The sequence below is a fragment of the Nonomuraea sp. NPDC049480 genome, assembly GCF_044465905.1.
Taxonomy (GTDB): Bacteria; Actinomycetota; Actinomycetes; order Streptosporangiales; family Streptosporangiaceae; genus Nonomuraea.
This window is the reverse complement of the sequence record NZ_JBITMD010000020.1, coordinates 153088-169598: the sequence shown is the minus strand read 5'-3', so window position 1 is coordinate 169598 and position 16511 is coordinate 153088. Positions and strand designations below refer to the sequence as shown.

At 70.4% G+C, this 16511-nt stretch carries 21 protein-coding genes and 1 riboswitch; of the genes, 10 read left to right on the top strand and 11 right to left on the bottom strand.

Annotated features, from left to right (window positions below; translation table 11 throughout):
* Positions 1-2: 2 nt before the first annotated feature.
* Both ACIBX3_RS42685 and ACIBX3_RS42680 read right to left on the bottom strand, forming a co-directional pair.
* Complete coding sequence (locus ACIBX3_RS42685) at positions 3-731, bottom strand: ATP-binding protein (RefSeq protein ID WP_397126310.1); 729 nt, start codon at positions 729-731, stop codon at positions 3-5.
* A gap of 120 nt (positions 732-851) precedes the next feature.
* Positions 852-1214 carry a DsrE family protein gene (locus tag ACIBX3_RS42680; RefSeq protein WP_397126309.1) on the bottom strand — a complete coding sequence of 121 codons (363 nt, stop codon included), beginning with the start codon at positions 1212-1214 and terminating at the stop codon, positions 852-854.
* A gap of 30 nt (positions 1215-1244) precedes the next feature.
* Between ACIBX3_RS42680 and ACIBX3_RS42675 the strand changes: the two genes are divergently transcribed.
* From ACIBX3_RS42675 to ACIBX3_RS42660, 4 genes are all read left to right on the top strand, one after another.
* Positions 1245-1850: an FABP family protein gene (locus tag ACIBX3_RS42675; RefSeq protein ID WP_397126308.1), complete on the top strand. Its 606-nt coding sequence runs from the start codon at positions 1245-1247 to the stop codon at positions 1848-1850.
* Between the two features lie 6 nt (positions 1851-1856).
* Positions 1857-2153 carry a DUF2470 domain-containing protein gene (locus tag ACIBX3_RS42670; RefSeq protein ID WP_397126307.1) on the top strand — a complete coding sequence of 99 codons (297 nt, stop codon included), beginning with the start codon at positions 1857-1859 and terminating at the stop codon, positions 2151-2153.
* Between the two features lie 328 nt (positions 2154-2481).
* A complete protein-coding gene (locus tag ACIBX3_RS42665; protein ID WP_397126306.1) occupies positions 2482-2895 on the top strand; it encodes a Fur family transcriptional regulator in 414 nt (137 codons plus the stop codon).
* Between the two features lie 35 nt (positions 2896-2930).
* Positions 2931-3869 carry a YgfZ/GcvT domain-containing protein gene (locus tag ACIBX3_RS42660; protein WP_397126305.1) on the top strand — a complete coding sequence of 313 codons (939 nt, stop codon included), beginning with the start codon at positions 2931-2933 and terminating at the stop codon, positions 3867-3869.
* Here the strand turns inward: ACIBX3_RS42660 and dtd are convergent.
* On the bottom strand, positions 3866-4291 hold the full coding sequence (gene dtd, locus ACIBX3_RS42655; protein WP_397126304.1) for a D-aminoacyl-tRNA deacylase: 426 nt from the start codon (positions 4289-4291) through the stop codon (positions 3866-3868). The two genes, ACIBX3_RS42660 and dtd, sit on opposite strands and share 4 nt — an antisense overlap.
* Before the next feature lie 60 nt (positions 4292-4351).
* On the opposite strand from dtd, the gene ACIBX3_RS42650 reads away from it, so the two are divergent.
* Positions 4352-5263 (top strand): asparaginase, encoded by a 912-nt coding sequence (locus ACIBX3_RS42650; RefSeq protein WP_397126303.1) that lies wholly within the window; start codon positions 4352-4354, stop codon positions 5261-5263.
* On the opposite strand, the gene ACIBX3_RS42645 is transcribed toward ACIBX3_RS42650, so the two are convergent.
* Entirely contained in the window at positions 5260-6864 is a 1605-nt protein-coding gene (locus tag ACIBX3_RS42645; protein WP_397126302.1) for a DUF2207 domain-containing protein, read from the bottom strand. The genes ACIBX3_RS42650 and ACIBX3_RS42645 overlap by 4 nt on opposite strands.
* Positions 6865-6891: 27 nt before the next feature.
* Positions 6892-7977 carry an FAD-dependent monooxygenase gene (locus ACIBX3_RS42640; protein WP_397126301.1) on the bottom strand — a complete coding sequence of 362 codons (1086 nt, stop codon included), beginning with the start codon at positions 7975-7977 and terminating at the stop codon, positions 6892-6894.
* Positions 7978-8082: 105 nt separating this feature from the next.
* Here ACIBX3_RS42640 and ACIBX3_RS42635 point away from each other — a divergent pair, with 105 nt between their 5' ends.
* Entirely contained in the window at positions 8083-8988 is a 906-nt protein-coding gene (locus ACIBX3_RS42635) for a TetR/AcrR family transcriptional regulator C-terminal domain-containing protein (protein WP_397126300.1), read from the top strand.
* Between the two features lie 84 nt (positions 8989-9072).
* On the opposite strand, the gene ACIBX3_RS42630 is transcribed toward ACIBX3_RS42635, so the two are convergent.
* From ACIBX3_RS42630 to ACIBX3_RS42605, 6 genes are all read right to left on the bottom strand, one after another.
* Positions 9073-9807 (bottom strand): alanyl-tRNA editing protein, encoded by a 735-nt coding sequence (locus ACIBX3_RS42630; protein ID WP_397126299.1) that lies wholly within the window; start codon positions 9805-9807, stop codon positions 9073-9075.
* Positions 9808-9832: 25 nt separating this feature from the next.
* A complete protein-coding gene (locus tag ACIBX3_RS42625; protein WP_397126298.1) occupies positions 9833-10204 on the bottom strand; it encodes a DUF2516 family protein in 372 nt (123 codons plus the stop codon).
* 120 nt (positions 10205-10324) lie between these two features.
* The gene (locus ACIBX3_RS42620; protein ID WP_397126297.1) at positions 10325-10744 is read right to left on the bottom strand and encodes a hypothetical protein; all 420 of its coding nucleotides are present in this window, start codon (positions 10742-10744) and stop codon (positions 10325-10327) included.
* Between the two features lie 3 nt (positions 10745-10747).
* Positions 10748-11242: a helix-turn-helix domain-containing protein gene (locus ACIBX3_RS42615; protein ID WP_397126296.1), complete on the bottom strand. Its 495-nt coding sequence runs from the start codon at positions 11240-11242 to the stop codon at positions 10748-10750.
* Between the two features lie 60 nt (positions 11243-11302).
* Positions 11303-12208, bottom strand: a complete 906-nt coding sequence (locus ACIBX3_RS42610; RefSeq protein WP_397126295.1) for a M56 family metallopeptidase — start codon at positions 12206-12208, stop codon at positions 11303-11305.
* Positions 12205-12561, bottom strand: coding sequence for a BlaI/MecI/CopY family transcriptional regulator (locus ACIBX3_RS42605; protein ID WP_397126293.1), 357 nt, complete (start codon positions 12559-12561; stop codon positions 12205-12207). Before ACIBX3_RS42605 ends, ACIBX3_RS42610 begins: the two co-directional genes overlap by 4 nt.
* Positions 12562-12668: 107 nt before the next feature.
* Positions 12669-12815: riboswitch (adenosylcobalamin (AdoCbl) riboswitch) on the top strand.
* Position 12816: 1 nt separating this feature from the next.
* Here ACIBX3_RS42605 and ACIBX3_RS42600 point away from each other — a divergent pair.
* Genes ACIBX3_RS42600 through ACIBX3_RS42585 form a run of 4 tightly spaced genes read left to right on the top strand, consistent with a single transcriptional unit; the run spans position 12817 to position 16510 of the window.
* A complete protein-coding gene (locus ACIBX3_RS42600) occupies positions 12817-13005 on the top strand; it encodes a CbtB-domain containing protein (protein WP_397126292.1) in 189 nt (62 codons plus the stop codon).
* 9 nt (positions 13006-13014) lie between these two features.
* Positions 13015-13743, top strand: coding sequence for a CbtA family protein (locus ACIBX3_RS42595; protein WP_397126291.1), 729 nt, complete (start codon positions 13015-13017; stop codon positions 13741-13743).
* On the top strand, positions 13698-14450 hold the full coding sequence (locus ACIBX3_RS42590) for a histidine phosphatase family protein (RefSeq protein ID WP_397126290.1): 753 nt from the start codon (positions 13698-13700) through the stop codon (positions 14448-14450). Before ACIBX3_RS42595 ends, ACIBX3_RS42590 begins: the two co-directional genes overlap by 46 nt.
* A complete protein-coding gene (locus ACIBX3_RS42585; RefSeq protein ID WP_397126289.1) occupies positions 14447-16510 on the top strand; it encodes a magnesium chelatase subunit D family protein in 2064 nt (687 codons plus the stop codon). Before ACIBX3_RS42590 ends, ACIBX3_RS42585 begins: the two co-directional genes overlap by 4 nt.
* Position 16511: the final 1 nt, after the last annotated feature.

The following is a 16511-nucleotide window of genomic DNA, read 5'->3' as shown; positions in this document are numbered from 1 at the left end:
GCTCATGCCTCCTCGCCTGGGCTGGTGTCGCCTCCGGGCCATGACTGCGTGCCATGGCCCGGGAGGTCCTCGCCGAGCAGTCCCCGCAACCGTTCCCGGACGTACTCCTCGGTCTGCGCGGCATCGCGCTCACCGACTTCGACGACCAGCACGTTCCACCGCGTCGCCGCCAACACTCTCAAGGTCAGTTCACTCTCACGGCGGAGATGATCGGCCGCTGATGCCAGGTCGTTGACGGTACGGGTGCCCGGCGAGCGCCGCAGCTTGCCGACATACCAGTCCGTCCATTCAGGACCTTCGCGCTCGACCGCTCGTCGCAAGGCGGCTTCGGGGTCGCCCCGGAGGAAGACGACGCTGACCCGCGTCGGTTCCACGGCTTCCTCCAGATCGTGAACGACCTGGGCGATCGACGTCTCGTCGTGCCCCCAGGCCACCAGCGAAGGGACGAAAGGAATCAGCGCATCCGTGACCAGCACGTCCACGCCGCCCGCCCGGGCCTGCTCGACGTAGACCTTGGTGGCCTGGACCAGTGTCCGAGGTCGCACGCTGCCGGTTCCTCCGGCGAACTCCTCGGCCACCGCGCGAAATGAGGCGCGAGTGAGGACATCGGCCTCCTGGAAGTGATCGACCACGGCTCCTGTGCCGTCGATCCAGCGAGCCAGCGCACTGCACAGGGTCGATTTCCCCACCCCGGGACTGCTGCCCACCACCGCGATCAAGTGCTCTGCCATCGAAGCAGCCTGCCACACCCCTGAACGCCCGCGACGGGCAGACCCTGCGGGAGTCGTGCTCCGAGCTGGACATGGCCAGGCAGTCCGTCAGCAAGCACCTGGCGGTGCTGGAGGGGGCTGTCAGTAGACCAGGGCCTGCACGCCCTCGGCCGTCGCTTCCTCGACGAACGACGGAGCGCCGGCGATGCGGACCCCGTCGATGACGTCGTCCACGGTGATGTTCCTGCGCGCCGCGCACTGCGTGCACAACGTCACGCGCCCGGCCGCGAGGATGACGTCGAGCAGGTCCGCGAGCGGCGTGGCATGCGGGAGAGCGAACTCCTTGGCCCGGCCGGGCAGCGCGAACCACGACGACTCGCCGGTCAGCCACAGGGAAACGGGTACACCGCTCGCGAGCGCGGCGGCCGCGACCGTGAACGCCTGGTTGCAGCGCTCGGGGGCGTCGGCCCCGGCGGTCACCTTGATCACCAGAGATCGTGCCATATCCGCCACCCTAGTCCCGAAGGAGGCCGAATGCGGGTGGAGGCCGATCTGAAGGCAGTCGTCGGTGACCTGTTCGCCACCCTGGTCACCGTGCCGAGCTCTACACGGATGCCGTACGAACGCGCCGCGCCGCTACGCTTGGGGAACATGGAAGAACCTGAGGTGCACCCTGCTCTGGAGCCGATTGCGTTCCTGCTCGGCCGGTGGGAGGGCGCGGGAGTGGGCGGCTACCCGACGATCGAGAGCTTCAACTTCGGGCAGGAGATCGAGTTCGGTCACAACGGCAAGCCGTTCCTGACCTATGTGAGCCGCACCTGGCTGCTCGACGAGGCCGGAAACCGGGTCAGGCCGCTGGCCACGGAGTCGGGATACTGGCGGCCGCAGCCGGACCGGCAGATCGAGGTGGTGCTCGCGCACCCGACCGGGATCGTCGAGATCTACATCGGCGAGGTCGTCTTCCACAAGATCGAGCTGCGTACGGACGTCGTCGCGCGCACGTCGTCGGCCAAGGAATACACGGCGGGCCACCGGCTCTACGGGCTGGTCAACGGCAACCTCATGTGGGCCTACGAGATGGCGGCCGTCGGGCACCCGCTCACGGACCATATGTCGGCGGAGCTGAAGAAGGTAGCTTGATCAGATATGAGCACGCCTTTCACCGCTGACGCCATCGAGGCGATCAAGCGCCACATGAACGACGACCACGCCGACGATGCGCTGATCATCGTACGCGGGCTCGGCGGGCGGCCCGACGCCACGTCCGCCGTGACGAGCGACGTCGACGCCGAGGCCATCGAGTTCACGATCGACGGCGGGGAGCGGATCCGGGTGCCCTGGGGCGAGACGATCACCGAGCGGGCGCAGGTGCGCAAGGCCGTGGTGACGCTCTATCGGGAAGCCTGCGGCAAGCTCGGCATTCCGGCCCGCGGCGAACATTGAAAAAGGGCCCCAGGCATCACTCCGCCTCCTAGGAGACGGGCCGGATGGACCATGGTCGGGAGCAGAGTCCCGCCCTCCGGCTGCCAGGGGCCCCGGTGGTTGCCTCGAATTCGCCAACGTCACGAGACGAGACAAGTGTCCGCGACGTCAGCGGACAACCACCTCGCTAGCCCGACTATGAGAAACCATTATTCGGACCACCTCCTTTCCGCGTACTCACGAAGCTATGCGGTCTCCCGCGCAGGGGGCAAGTGAATATCGCCGGGTCGTACGGTGGGCCGCGTTCAGCGGGCCACCGGAGGCTGCGGGCTGCGCCTAGACTCGGGGCATGACCGAGACGCAGTGGCACGAGGAACTCCGCGCGAAGGGCTACCGGGTCACACCGCAGCGCCAGCTCGTCCTCGAGGCGGTCAAGGAGCTGGAGCACGCCACTCCCGAGGAGATCTGCGTCAAGGTCCGTGAGACGGCGCGCGGTGTCAACATCTCGACCGTCTACCGCACGCTGGAGCTGCTGGAGGAGCTCGGTCTCGTCACCCACACGCACCTGGGGCACGGCGCGCCGACCTACCATCTGGCGGCCGAGGCCGACCACGTGCATCTGGTGTGCCGGGGCTGCGACGAGGTGTTCGAGGTGCGGCCGGAGCTGGCCGAAGGGCTGGTCAAGGGGCTGGACGACGAGATGGGGTTCGTGGCCGACGTCCACCACCTGACCGTGTTCGGGCGCTGCCGAAACTGCCGCTGACAAGGTTGTCCGAGACGCTCGGTAGCCTGGATGACATGCGTAGCCCTCTGCTCGATCTTCCCGGCGCCGTCGCGGCCGACGCGCCGGACTCCGATGTAGCCGCGCACTACGGCGATCTGTTCGCCGAGCAGCGTGCGCTGGCCAAGGGGGAGGCGGTCGTCGACCGCAGCAACCGCGAGGTGATCCGGATCTCGGGCGCCGACCGGCTGAAATGGCTCAACGACCTCACCTCTCAAAAGCTCGACACGCTGAAACCGGGCGAGTGGACGCAGACGCTGGATCTCGATCTCCAGGGCCGCGTGCAGCATCACCTGACGCTGGTCGACGACGGCGAGAGCGTGCTGGCCCACGTCGAGCCGGGCACGGCGCAGAGCCTGATCGACTATCTCGACCGCATGCGGTTCATGTTGCGGGTCGAGGTGTCGCGGGCCGATGACCTGGCCGTGCTGTCCACGGCCACGGAGGACTTCCTGGTGCCGCGGGCCGAGCTCGCCGAGCATCTGGGCAGGCCCGTGGCGGGGCTGTGGGCGTACGAGGCGTTCAGGATCGAGGCGTACCGGCCGCGGCTGGGGTTCGAGACCGACCACAAGACGATCCCGCACGAGGTGGGCTGGATCGGCGCGGCCGTGCATCTCGGCAAGGGCTGCTACCGGGGGCAGGAGACGGTGGCGCGGGTGCACAATCTCGGGCATCCGCCGCGTCGGCTGGTGTTCCTGCACCTCGACGGCAGTGTGGACACGTTGCCCGCGCACGGCGCTCCGGTGATCTTCGAGAGCCAGGAGGTCGGCGTGGTCGGCTCGGCCGCCCGGCACCACGAGCTGGGGCCGATCGCCCTGGCGGTGATCAAGCGTACGGTGCCGGTGGACGCGCCGCTGCTGGCCGGGGGCGTCGCGGCGGCCCAGGAGGTCGTGGTGCCTCCGGACGCGGGCCGCAACGTCAGCATCGACCCCGCCCTGCGCCGCCGCATCCGTTAGACGTCCAGCACGAGGGTGATCGGGCCGTCGTTGACGAGGGACACCTTCATGTCCGCGCCGAAGACGCCCGTCTCCACGTGTGCTCCCAGCGCGCGCAGCTCCTCCACCACGGCGTCCACCAGCGGCTCGGCGACCGATCCCGGGGCTGCCGCCTGCCAGGTGGGCCGGCGGCCCTTGCGGGCGTCGCCGTACAACGTGAACTGGCTGATCACCAGGAGCGGCGCGGACACGTCCGAGCAGGACTTCTCGCCGTGCAGGATACGCAGGCCCCAGAGCTTGGCGGCGAGCCTGGCGGCCTGCGCGCGCGTATCCGTGTGCGTGACCCCCACCAGGACCAGCAGGCCGGGCTCGGCGACCGCGCCGACGGTCCGGCCCTCGACCTCGACGGAGGCTGAACTCACTCGCTGCACCACTGCTCGCATGGGATCCCATTCTGGACCAGGAAAAACCATTCGTAGACTCGTGCCGGAAGGGGTGGGGAAATGTCGCTGATTGTGGAAGTCGTCCGGTCCGGGTTCGTGGAGTCCACGCATCAGGCTCGCATGCTGACCGTGGACGCTGGAGGACGCCCGGTCGAGGCGAAGGGTGCGGTGGATGTGCCCGCGTCGCCACGGTCGTCGATGAAGCCGCTCCAGGCGCTCGGCATGCTTCGCGGCGGGCTCGTGCTGGAGGGTGAGCTGCTCGCGCTGGCCTGCGCCTCGCACTCGGGTGAGCCGTTCCACGTGGACGGGGTCAGGAAGATTCTGGCGGGGGCGGGGCTCGACGAGTCGGCGCTGCTCTGCCCCGAGGACTACCCGTTCGACCGTGCGGCGACCGAGCGCGGCCGGGTCTTCATGAACTGCTCCGGCAAACACGCGGCCATGCTGGCCACGTGTGTGCTCAACGACTGGCCGCTGGAGACGTACCTGCAGCCCATGCATCCGCTGCAGCGCGCGATCAGGGAGACGGTCGAGGAGCTGACCGGGGAGCGGGTGGCGGCCTCCGGCGTGGACGGGTGCGGGGCGCCGCTGTTCTTCGTGTCGATGGTGGGCGTGACGAAGGCGTTCCGGGCGTTTCCGATGTCGTCGCCCGACTCGTACGAACGCAAGATCTTCGATGCCATGCGCACCTACCCCGAGTGGACGTCGGGCACCGACCGCCCCGAGGCCAAGCTCATGCGGGCGCTGCCCGGGCTCATGCTGAAGGTGGGGGCGGAGGCGTTCGACGCGTTCGCGTTCGAGGACGGGCGCGCGGGCACCGTGAAGATCGAGGACGGCTCGCAGCGCGCCCGCGTGCCGGTCACGGTGGCGGCGCTGCGCTCGCTCGGGCTGGACGCCCCTGAGCTGGCCGAGCTGGCCGCCCCGCCGATCCACGGCGGCGGCCGCCCGGTCGGCGAGGTGCGGATCCGCTCCTAGAGAGTCCGGAACTGGCGGGTCGCGGAGATGGCGCCCGAGGTCGTCGTGGTGAACGTGCGCATCGAGCCGGCGAACTTGGACAGGTCCCACTCCGCGGGCCCGTGGTACCAGTAGAGGTTGTCGGTCTGGTTGCCGTTGCCGGTCACCGAGGCGACCACGCGTGACCAGTGCTCCACCCCGTCGAAGATCACGGCGTAGGGGAGGTAGCGGGAGAACAGCTCCACTCGGTGCTGCTCGGGGATGTTGCCCAGCTCGCCGGAGAACAGGTATTGGCGGAAGCCCAGCGTGTGCGCCAGCGCCGCCGAGCCCTTGGCGGTCTTGGCCGGCATGTACTGCCCGCCGACGGCCAGCGCGCCGCCCGCGATGATCACCGCCAGGCCGAGCAGCCCGTACGTCGTGAACCACGCCAGCGCCACCGTGGCCAGCAGGCCCACGCCGATCAGCACCACGCCGATCGTGGTCCACCTGGTGCGTTCGGTGTCCGGGCGGCGGGCGAACCAGCCCTGCTTGACCACGTCGGTGTACAGAGCGTCGCGGACCTTGCCCAGGTGGGCCGCGAACGAGCCGGACAGCTGCGACAGCAGCACCGCGTCCCGGCCGTCGAAGATGGCGTCGTAGAGCGCGCGCTCGTACGCCAGGAGCGTGTTGACGGGCGCGTTCGGCAGCCTGACCAGCATCCAGTCGGGCGCGTCGTACGTCTGGCGGGGCTGCTCGTCGATGCGCAGGTAGCCGCGCACCGCGAGGTCCACGATCGTGGCGGTCACGTCGACCACGTCGGCCTGCTCGTCCACGAGCGTGCCGATCTGTCCGGGACGCACCCCGTCGGGCGGGGTGAAGTGACCGTTCTGGACGGGATCGACGGCGCCCTTCTCGTGGTCCGCGATCCTGGCGTCCCGGCCGCGTGTCCAGTAGAGCAGGCCGACGCCGCCGAGCAGCAGCACCAGCAGGCCCGCCAGCGCGCCGCCGGTGACGGTGTCGAGGGTGAACGCGGCCGCCAGCGAGAAGCGCTTCTCCAGGATGGGGGCGCCGCCGCTGGAGCCCTTCGGGTATCCGACCACGACGGTCAGGGCCTGGCCGGGCGCGATGTTCTCCTGCTCGAAGTCGGCCTGGGTGGCGGAGTGGTCCATGGAGGCCGCCGTGCAGCCGATGGCCGAGGTCAGCTCTCCGGCGAAGCAGGACAGGTTCTGCACCTGGCCGGGGCCGTCCACCTTGACGGTGGCCTTGGCGACCTGCTGGTTCCAGCCGTTGACCGCGAACCAGCGCAGCTCTTCGACGCCGCCCGAGGTCGTCACCGTGCCCTTGACGTCGTACTCGACGGTCTGGCCCGTCACGGTGAGCACGTCGCCGTCGAGAGTGCCGCCCTTGACGTTCGAGATCTGGTAGACGCGGTCGTAGCTGTCGTCGTACCGCGTCCGGGTCATGAACGTCCGCTTGAGACCGCCCGACGCCCCGCTGATCTTCTCGACCACGTGCAGGGTGCCGTCCTTGCGGAGGGTCAGCGTCACGTCGTCCGTGATCCCCGCCCCTGCTGCCACGGCGGGGGTGGCGATCAACGCCAGAGCGGTGGCCGCCATGGCGGCCATCGTGCGTCTGATACCCATGGCGGGAAATCGTATCGGTTCGTCCCCCTAGAGGGTGATGCTGTTCGCGGCCGCTTGCACGCTCTCCGGTGCGGCGCCCTGACCGGGGTTCTCGAGCGCGAGCGCCTGGTTCTTGGCCACGAACGGGCGCATGCGCTCCTCGTACCGGTCGAACGCCGTGGCGGGGTCCGCGCCGAGCTCCTCCGCCAGCACATAAGCCCCCACCATGGCCAGGCTCGTCCCCTGCCCGGACAGCGGCGAGGCGCAGTAGCCCGCGTCGCCGACCAGCGTCACCCGGCCGGTCGACCAGCGCTCCATCGTCACCTGGGCCATGGTGTCGAAGTAGAAGTCGTCGGCCTTCCACATGGCCTCCAGCAACCTGGGGCCCTCCCAGCGCATGCCCGCGCAGTGCTCCTGGATGAGGCCCTTCTGCTGCTCGACGTCACGGTGGTCGTAAGCGATGGGACCGGCGGAGAAGCCCAGGTTGACCCGCATCACGGCCGGGTCCCTGTCGCCGAAGACGGCGCCGCCCACGCCGTCCTCGTAGTGCCAGGTCTGCCAGTGGTCCAGACCGAGGAAGTTGTCGGCGGTGAAGATGGACACGTACATGCCGAGATGCCGCAGGAAGCGCTCCTCCGGGCCGAAGGCCAGGCTCCGCACGTTGGAGTGCAGGCCGTCGGCGCCGATCACGTAGTCGTAGCGGTCCTGCCCGCCGCTCTCGAACGACACGTCCACACCGTCGGCATCCTGGGCGAGCGTGGCGATCGAGTCCCCGTAGCGGTAGTCGGCGTCGGTCGCGCCGATGAGGATCGCGTTCAGGTCGTCGCGCATGATCTCGACGTCCGGGCTGTCGAAGCGGCCGCCGCTGAGCGTCTCCTCGGTGCTGCGCATGATCTCATTGCCGTCGCCGTCCACCATGGACATGCCCCGCATGGTCGTCCGCAGGGCCCTGACCCGCTCCAGGACGCCCATCCGGTCGGCCACTGTCAGCGCGGCGCCCCTGATGTCGATGGCCTGGCCGCCCTTGCGGGGAGCCGGGGCCCGCTCGACGACCGTCACCTCGTACCCGTGCCGTCCCAGCCAGTAGGCCAGGACCGGACCACCGACGCTGGCGCCGGAGACGAGAACCTTCATGAGTTGCTCCTTCGTTGACGTTGTACGCAGAACTGAATGTACGCCGTACATACAGCAGGTAGCAACGGTATGCTGAGTCAATCTGTACTAGTACAGGAGGTCCATGTGAGCACCCCGCCCTACGCGCGCATCGCGGGCGACATCAAACGGCGCATCGCCGACGGCAGGCTGCGGCCCGGCGACCGGGTGCCGTCCACCAGACAGCTCGCCAGGGACTGGGACGTCGCCCTGGCCACCGCGGCCAAGGCGCTCACGGTCCTGGCGCAGGAGGGGGTCGTGGTCGCGGAGCCCCGGGTCGGGACGGTGGTGGCGGAGCCACGCGGAAAGGCGGCGCGACGTCCGGAAATATCCGGATATGCCGTGACGAGGGAGCGCATCGTGCGGGCGGCCATCGAGATCGCCGACGCCGAAGGGCTCTCCGAGGTGACCATGCGCGGCCTCGCCGAGCGGCTCGGGATGGCCACCATGTCCCTCTACCGCCATATCGGCAGCAAGGACGACCTCATCCTGCTGATGGTCGACACGGCGATCGAGGACTTCCCGCTCCCCGCGGACCCGCCGCCAGGGTGGCGGGCCGCGCTGGAGACGACCGCGCGCCTGCAGTGGGCCGCCTACCGCAGGCACCCGTGGCTGGCCGGGGTCACCTCGCTGATGAGGCCGCTGCCCTCGGCCGGCCTGATCAAGCACACGGAGTGGGCCATGGCGGCGCTCGCGGGCACCCGCCTCGACGCCACGACCAAGATGCACCTGCAGATCCTGGTCTACAGCTACGTCCAGGGCATCGCCGCCAACCTCGAGTTGGAGCGGCGGGCCCGCGCGGCCACGGGGCTCACCGACGAGGAGTGGATGAGCGCGCAGGAGGACCGCATGCGGGCGATCAGCCAGTCGGGACGCTACCCCGCCTTCGCCGAGTTCCTGGAGGACTTGGGCGAGTTCGATCTCGACCTCGACCGGCTCTTCGAGTTCGGGCTGCGCCCGCTGCTCGACGGGCTCGCCGGGCTGATCGACTAGGTGGGATACGTCTTGAGCGTGATGGCGTCGGCCGCCTCCCGGATCGGCTGCGTCAGCTCTGGAGGACGGCCGGCAGGCGTCGCACTAGTCGGAGATCTGGATCCGCAGGCGGCGGAAGCCGCGGCCCTTGCTCTCGATCTTGGCCACCTTGATGTGGCCGATCTGCTTGGTGGAGGCCACGTGGGTGCCGCCGTCCGCCTGCGTGTCCAGGCCGACGATGTCGACGATGCGCACGTCCTGGACGGTCTCCGGCACCAGGTTGGTGGCGGTGCGGATGATGTCGGGGATGGCGAAGGCCTCGGAGCGGGGCAGCACCTTCACGTCGATGCGCCGGTCGGCGACGATCTCGGCGTTGCAGGCCTCCTCGACCGCCTCCTTGAACCCCGGGGGCACCTCGGGCAGGTTGAAGTCCATCCGCGCGCTGAGCTCGTCCATGTTGCCGCCGGTGACCAGGCAGCCGTAGTCCCTGAACACCACTCCGCACAGCACGTGGAGGCCGGAGTGCGTACGCATGAGGGCCGAGCGACGCGCGTCGGCGACCGCGCCCTCGACCACGGTGCCCACCGGCGGGATCGGGTCGCCTTCCGCCGGGATGAGGGAGAGGTCGTCGCCCTTGCGCACCCCGACGATGCGGGTCTCCACGCCCTGCCAGATCAGCACTCCGTGGTCCGCCGGCTGGCCGCCGCCCCCGGGGTAGAAGGCGGACTTGCTGAGCACGATCCCTTCGGGCGTCGCGTCCAGCACGACGGCCTCGAAGTCGCGGAGGCCCTGGTCCGACAGTTCCAGCCGTTGGGTGCGTCCGTGGAGGTCGTAGGTCATGTCCGCAGCCTAGATGCTCCGGCGATCACCAGGGGCCGTACGGGCCGCTGTTGCCCCGGCCCATGCCCTTGACGGCGGGCTTGACGTCGACGATGTAGACGGTGGCGGCGATGACGGCCAGGATCGAGAACAGGCCGAGGCCGATGCCGATGAACTGGGGGTTGCCCATGGCCAGGGCGATCAGGAAGGCATCGAAGTACATCCACGCGCCCGCACCGGAGAACAGCGTCGCCAGGCCCGTGATGAGCAGCCAGAGATTCTTCTTCAGCTTGCCCGCCGAGATGAAGGCGTTGCCCGGCACGCGCACCGCGTGCACGAAAGCGTAGATCGACATGCCGAAGATGACGGCGGCGAGCACCATGAAGAGAAGGTTGAAGACGCCGTTGATCATGCTCATGTTGTCAGCTCCGCCCAACGCGCAATGAATCGGTCCCCAGCCTAATAGGAGCGACCGGCAACCGGGCAACCCGAAGCGAAAAGGCCCGCCTCCACAGGAGACGGGCCTTCCCGTTCGACCTCAGGCCTTGGCCTTGGGGGTGCGGGTCGTGCGCGTGGTCTTCTTGACGGGCTCGGCGACGGGCGGCTCGGCGGCCTCCGACACTTCCTCAAGCTCCAGCGCGGCCTCGCCGGTGGCCTGGCTGACGACCTTGCGGCCGCGCGAGGCGAAGTCCTCGTAGACCTCGGTGGCCTTGTGGGTCAGCTGGTCGGCGTACTCGCGGGCCTTCTCGGGGAACTCCCTGGCGAAGCCCTCGGCCTTGTCGGCGGCGGCGCGGGTGCGCTCGGGCAGCTCCCTGGTGAGCTCGAAGCGGCGGGACTGGAGCTTGCGCAGCTGCTCGGGCAGCTCGCGCAGCTTCTCGACGGCGTAGTCGCCGGCGCCTGCGACCGCGTAGAACGGCTTGGACTCGGTGAGCTTCTTGACCTCGGTGGCGAGCGTCATGGGTTAACCTTCCTTGGTTTCCTGGGTGACGTTGCCGTTGCTTGGGGTCGCCGCGAAGGGCTCAAGAGCGGCGAGAAACTCCTCGGGCAGCGGCTGTTCGTCGTCCGGTTCGGAGTCGTGCTGAGGGCGGGCGTTCTGGGAGGTCTGCTCGTCCTCGGCGCGCTTCTCCTTGCGGAACGACTCATAAATGTCGATCAACACCTGGCGTTGCCGCTCGGTGAGATCCGTGTCGGCCCTGATCGCACTGATCACGTCGCTGGGCGGTTCGCGGTCATCGATGAGACCCGCCTGCACGTAGAGCGCCTGCGAGGAGATGCGCAGACCCTTGGCGATCTGGTTGAGGATCTCCGCGCTCGGCTTGCGCAGCCCGCGTTCGATCTGGCTGAGGTAGGGGTTGGAGACCCCGGCAGCCGCGGCGAGCTGGCGCAGCGAGATCTTCGCCTGCTGCCGCTGCTCACGGATGTACTCGCCGATCGAACCGACTTTGGGTAGTGCCATACCCATAGTCTGCCTCCCGCTGCTTGCAATTGCAAACGCGGTGGTTAACTGCAGCAAGCATTAGACCTGGATAATCCAGAGGAACGTCGCAGCGGTGACCAACATCACAGAGAGCGCGATATATCCGTAACGCACGGACGCGGCCAGCTCAGGACCCGGCTTGACCAGGCGATCCACCCGGGCCATGACGTTGTGGGCGTGCACGCCCAGCATGCCGTGGGGAGTCGGCATGGCCCCGGCCGTGCCGAACCTGAGCAGCGCCGTGGCCAGCCGCCGCGGCGAGCAGTAGCGGCGGGCGCGGTCGTCGGCCGCCATCTCGATCAGCAGCTCCACCTGCGCCTGTGCGTCGGCCACGACCTTCGACCAGGGAAGTGCCCGGCGCAGCGCCGCGAACGGCAGCAGGACCAGATCATGCCGCTCGCGTACGTGCGCGACCTCGTGCGCCAGCACCGCCGCCAGCTCGTCCTGCGACAGCAACTTCCGCGCGCCCTCGCTGACGACGACCTGCGAGCGCAGACCCGGCACGCAGTACGCGGCCGCGCTCGGGTGGTCGAGCACCCGCACCCCCGGCATGGCGGGGTCGTCGTGGGCGATCAGCGCGAGCAGCATGCGGTGCCGCCGCCGAGCCCGCAGCGCCTGCACGCCGGCGGTGAGCAGCACCACGATCAGCACGGCGAGCGCGGTGATGCCCGCGATCATGGCCAGCACGTGCAGGGCGTCCCAGCGGGCGAGCGGCGTCTCACCGCGCGCGAACGCGATCAGCCCCATCAGCACGCCCATGTCGTACGGCTGGACCGCGTACGCCAGCATCGCGCCCGTCGTCGCCAGCCCCCAGGCCACGCCCAGGGACTGCCAGAGAATGATGGCCAGCCGGGGCGCGCGCGAGGTCCACCGGGCCGTCGTGAAACGCCAGGAGCCAACCGCGCACGCCGTGGCGAGCGCTGCCAGCGCCACTGCCGTGATCACTCTTCCTCCAGCTCCGTGAGGGCTCTGCGCAGAATCTCCGCCTCCGGGCCCGACACGGCCTGGGCGAAGCGGGTGAGGGCGGCCGACCGGTCGCCCGTCAGATCCAAGGCTTCAAGCATAAGCTCGGCGATGTACGCGTCGCGGCTTTCCGCCGGCTCATATCTCCACGCGCGGCCGTCGCGGGTCCGCTGCAGGAATCCCTTGCGGGTGAGGCGATCGAGGACGGTCATCACCGTGGTCGGGGCGAGGTCGCGGTCGGCGATGAGCCTTCCGACCTCGCGGGCGGTCAGCGCACCGCTCTCCGCCCAGAGAATGTCCATGATGCTGCGCTCAAGCTCGCCAAGACCCTTCACGTCCTTCAGGGTAGCTCTACAAAGCGTCGAGCTGATATCCGGGTGCTCGATATCACAGGCTCGCCGCCGGGGTCACGTCATTGACGCTAACAGGAGGAAGGGATACATTCCGGAAGATTTCACGGTTGTCCAAGGGAAATCCGGTGAGATGCCGGTGCGGACGCGCCACTGTATCCGGGACGTTGATCCCGGGAGCCAGGTCGCTTGGCCGGCCGTGACCTCGTTGCCGGGACGCGTCATCCCAGAGGAGGCTGTATGAGTGGCCTGTCCACTCCGACCACGATTCCCCTTTTCCGCCTGCGGTTGTGGCTGCTCGCCGTGCCGGTGCTGCTGCTGATCGCCTACTTGGTGCTGATGGACAACGGAGCCATCTCGCAGACAGGCGCCTACCTGCATGAGCTCATGCACGACGGGCGCCACCTGCTCGGCGTGCCCTGCCACTAGGCGCGCTTTGTGATACGCACCCTGCTGGTCAGGGGCCTGCTCCTGGGCCTTCTGGCCGGCCTGATCGCGGGCGCCTTCGCCTTCGCCTTCGGGGAACCGCGGGTGGAGAGCGCGATCGCGCTGGAAAACGCCGGCGCGGATCACGCCCTCGGCGGGGAGGCTCACGAGCACGGCGAAGAGGCGCTCGTCTCCCGGCCGGTGCAGCGGGCCGGGCTCTTCCTCGCCACCGGCCTGTACGGGCTCGCCGTGGGCGGGGTCTTCGCCCTGGTGTACGCGGCCCTGCGCGGGCGGGTCGGCCCCCGGTCGGAGGGTGGGCTGGCGCTCGCCGCAGCGGGGACGGCCTTCGCAGCGGTCATCCTCATACCGTTCCTGAAATATCCAGCCAACCCGCCCGCCGTCGGCGACCCCGACACCATCAACGACCGGACCCTCCTGTACGTCGTGATGATCGCCGTCGGCCTGGCCGCGACGGCGATCGCCGTGGCCACCGCCCGGCACGTCACGGCAGGGCCCTGGGCCAGGTGGAGCGCGGCCGTCGCAGCCTTCCTCGTGCCGGTGGCGGCGGCGTGGTGGCTGCTCCCGGCGGTCGACGAGGTGCCCGACGGGTTTCCCGCCACGCTCCTGTGGGAGTTCAGGCTCGCCTCGCTCGGCACGCAGCTGGTCTTCTGGACGGCGCTCGGCGTGTTGTTCGGATGGGCGAGCGAACGGGCGGCGCGCCGTTCCGCCCCGATGAGTTGAGCGGGGTGCTGTTCGTCCGGCATGCGACCACGGCGGCGATGCGTGCTGCCTGCTTTCCCGCCGGTGACGAGGACGCCGACGCGGCGAGCCTGGCCAGAGCCGCCGCTGTCCTCGCGCCGCCGACCGGTTCCTGGGCGGCCGGCGCCGGGGTGGCCGATGTCGCGGTGGCCGGTGACAGCGTGGCCGGTGACAGCGTGGCCGGTGACAGCGTGGCCGGTGCCGGCGCGGTGGCGTGGGTCGCGCCTGCGGCCGCCGCGCGGCAGACCGCCGCGGCCGCAGGCCTGGTGGCGGGCGTGGTTCCGGCCCTCGCGGAGGCGGACTGCGGACGGTGGCGCGGGCTGCCGTACGAGCAGGTCGCCCGGGAGGAGCCGGACGCGCTGGCTCGGTGGCTGGCCGACCCGCACGCGGCGCCACACGGCGGCGAGAGCCTGGCCGACCTGGCGGCGAGGGTGGCGAGCTGGCTCGACTCGGTGTGCGCCCAGGACGAGGCGGTGGGTGTCGCGCCCCAGCGTGCTCCGGGACGCGGCGGCCCCAAGGCGGTCGTGGTCTGCGATGTTGGCGTCATCCGGGCGGCGCTCGGCCATGCCCTGGGCCTGGAACCGTCCCGTACCGCCCGTTTCGATCTCGCGCCGCTGTCCGTGACCGAGCTGACCGCCACGCGCGACGGCTGGCGGGTCGCCCACGTCAACCGGAAGGTCCTGTTTTGATCGTCACGTATCCGTTCAGCGCGGTCGTCGGGCTCGGCGACCTCAAGCTGGCCCTGGTGCTCAACGCGGTCTCGCCGCGGGTGGGCGGCGTACTCGTACGCGGTGAGAAGGGCACCGCCAAGTCCACCATCGTGCGTGCGCTGGCCGCCCAGCTCCCCGCCGTGACGGTCGTGCCCGGGTGCCGGTTCGCCTGCGACCCCGGCGCGCCGGACGGCGGATGCCCGGACGGCCCGCACGAACCCGGAGTACAGGGGCTCGGCCGTCCGGCCGCGCTGGTGGAGCTGCCGGTCGGGGCGTCCGAGGACCGCCTGGTCGGCTCGCTCGACGTGGAACGGGCGCTGACGGAGGGGGTGAAGGCGTTCGAGCCCGGCCTGCTGGCCGCCGCCCATCGCGGCGTGTTGTACGTGGACGAGGTCAACCTGCTCCACGACCACCTCGTGGACCTGCTGCTCGACGCGGCCGCCATGGGGATCTGCTACGTGGAACGGGAGTCCGTGTCGGTACGGCACGCCGCCAGGTTCCTGCTGGTCGGGACCATGAACCCGGAGGAGGGCGAGCTGCGGCCGCAGCTGCTGGACAGGTTCGGGCTGACCGTCGAGGTGAAGGCGTCCAGGGATCCCGGGGAGCGCGCGGAGGTCGTGCGGCGGCGGCTGGCCTTCGACGCCGGCCCTGAGGCGTTCGCGGCCCGGTGGACGGCCGAGGAGTCGGCGCTGGCGACCAGGATCGCCCAGGCCAGGGCCCGGGTGCCCGGCGTACGGCTGCCGGACGCGCGCCTGCGGCAGATCGCCACGGTGTGCGCCGCGTTCGAGGTGGACGGGTTGCGGGCCGACCTCGTCACGGCCAACGCCGCCATCGCTCACGCGGCCTGGTCGGGCCGGGACGTGGTGACCACCGATGACGTACGCGCGGCGGCCCGCCTGTCGCTGCCGCACCGGCGCCGCCGCGACCCGTTCGACGCGCCGGGGCTGGACGAGGCGCTGCTGGACGAACTGCTGGCGAGCACGTCGGGAGACGACGACCCGGACGACCCCGGCGGCGGGGACGGCTCCCCGGATGCCGCGCCACCCGGCTGGGACGGCGATATGCCTGGGGAGGGGCAGCCGTTCGATCCATCGGCGTCCGGCACCGGGGCGGCCGCTCCTCAGGAAGGCACCGGGGCGGCCGGTCCTCAGGAAGGCGGTGGGCAGGAGTCGGGCGGGGCCGATGAGGGTGCCGGGCCGCGATCGGCCGCCGGCGGCGGCTCGGCGGGTGAAGGGCCTGGGCGGGTGGCCGCGGCCGGGACGCCGTACCGCGTTCCTCTGATCCAGGTGCCCGGGCTGGGCGAAGGGGCGGCGGGGCGGCGGTCCAGAGCGCGTACGGCGCGCGGCCGGGCCACCGGCGCGCGGCGGCCCGCCGGGCGGGTGCGGGACCTGCACCTGGCGGCGACGTTGCGGGCGGCGGCGCCCTATCAGGCGGTGCGCGGGCGTACCGGGACCGGGCTGGTGCTGCGCGGGGACGATCTGCGTGAGGTGGTGCGCGAGGGCAGGGAGGGCAATCTCGTCCTCTTCGTCGTGGACGCGAGCGGATCGATGGCGGCGCGCAAGCGGATGACCGCGGTCAAGACGGCGGTGCTGAGTCTGCTGCTCGACGCCTACCAGCGGCGCGACAAGATCGGGCTGGTCACCTTCAGGGGCGCGACCGCCGAGGTGGCGCTGCCGCCGACCTCGTCCGTGGAGGCGGGCGCGGCCCGGCTGCGCTCGCTGCCGACCGGAGGCCGTACGCCTCTGGCGGCCGGCCTGGTGCGGGCGGCCGAGGTCCTCCGCCTGGAGCGGCTGCGCGATCCTGCCAGGCGGCCGCTGCTGGTGCTGGTGACCGATGGGCGTGTGACGGCGGGCGGCGACGTGGACCGGGCCGCCGCCCTGCTGGAGGGTACGGCGAGCGTGGTCGTGGACTGCGAGAGCGGCCCTGTCCGGCTCGGCCTGGCGGTCCGGCTGGCCGCCCGGCTGCGGGCCCGCCTCGTCTCGCTCGACGCCCTCTCCGATCTGGGCTCGGTCGTACGCGACCACAGGAAGGCGGTCTGAT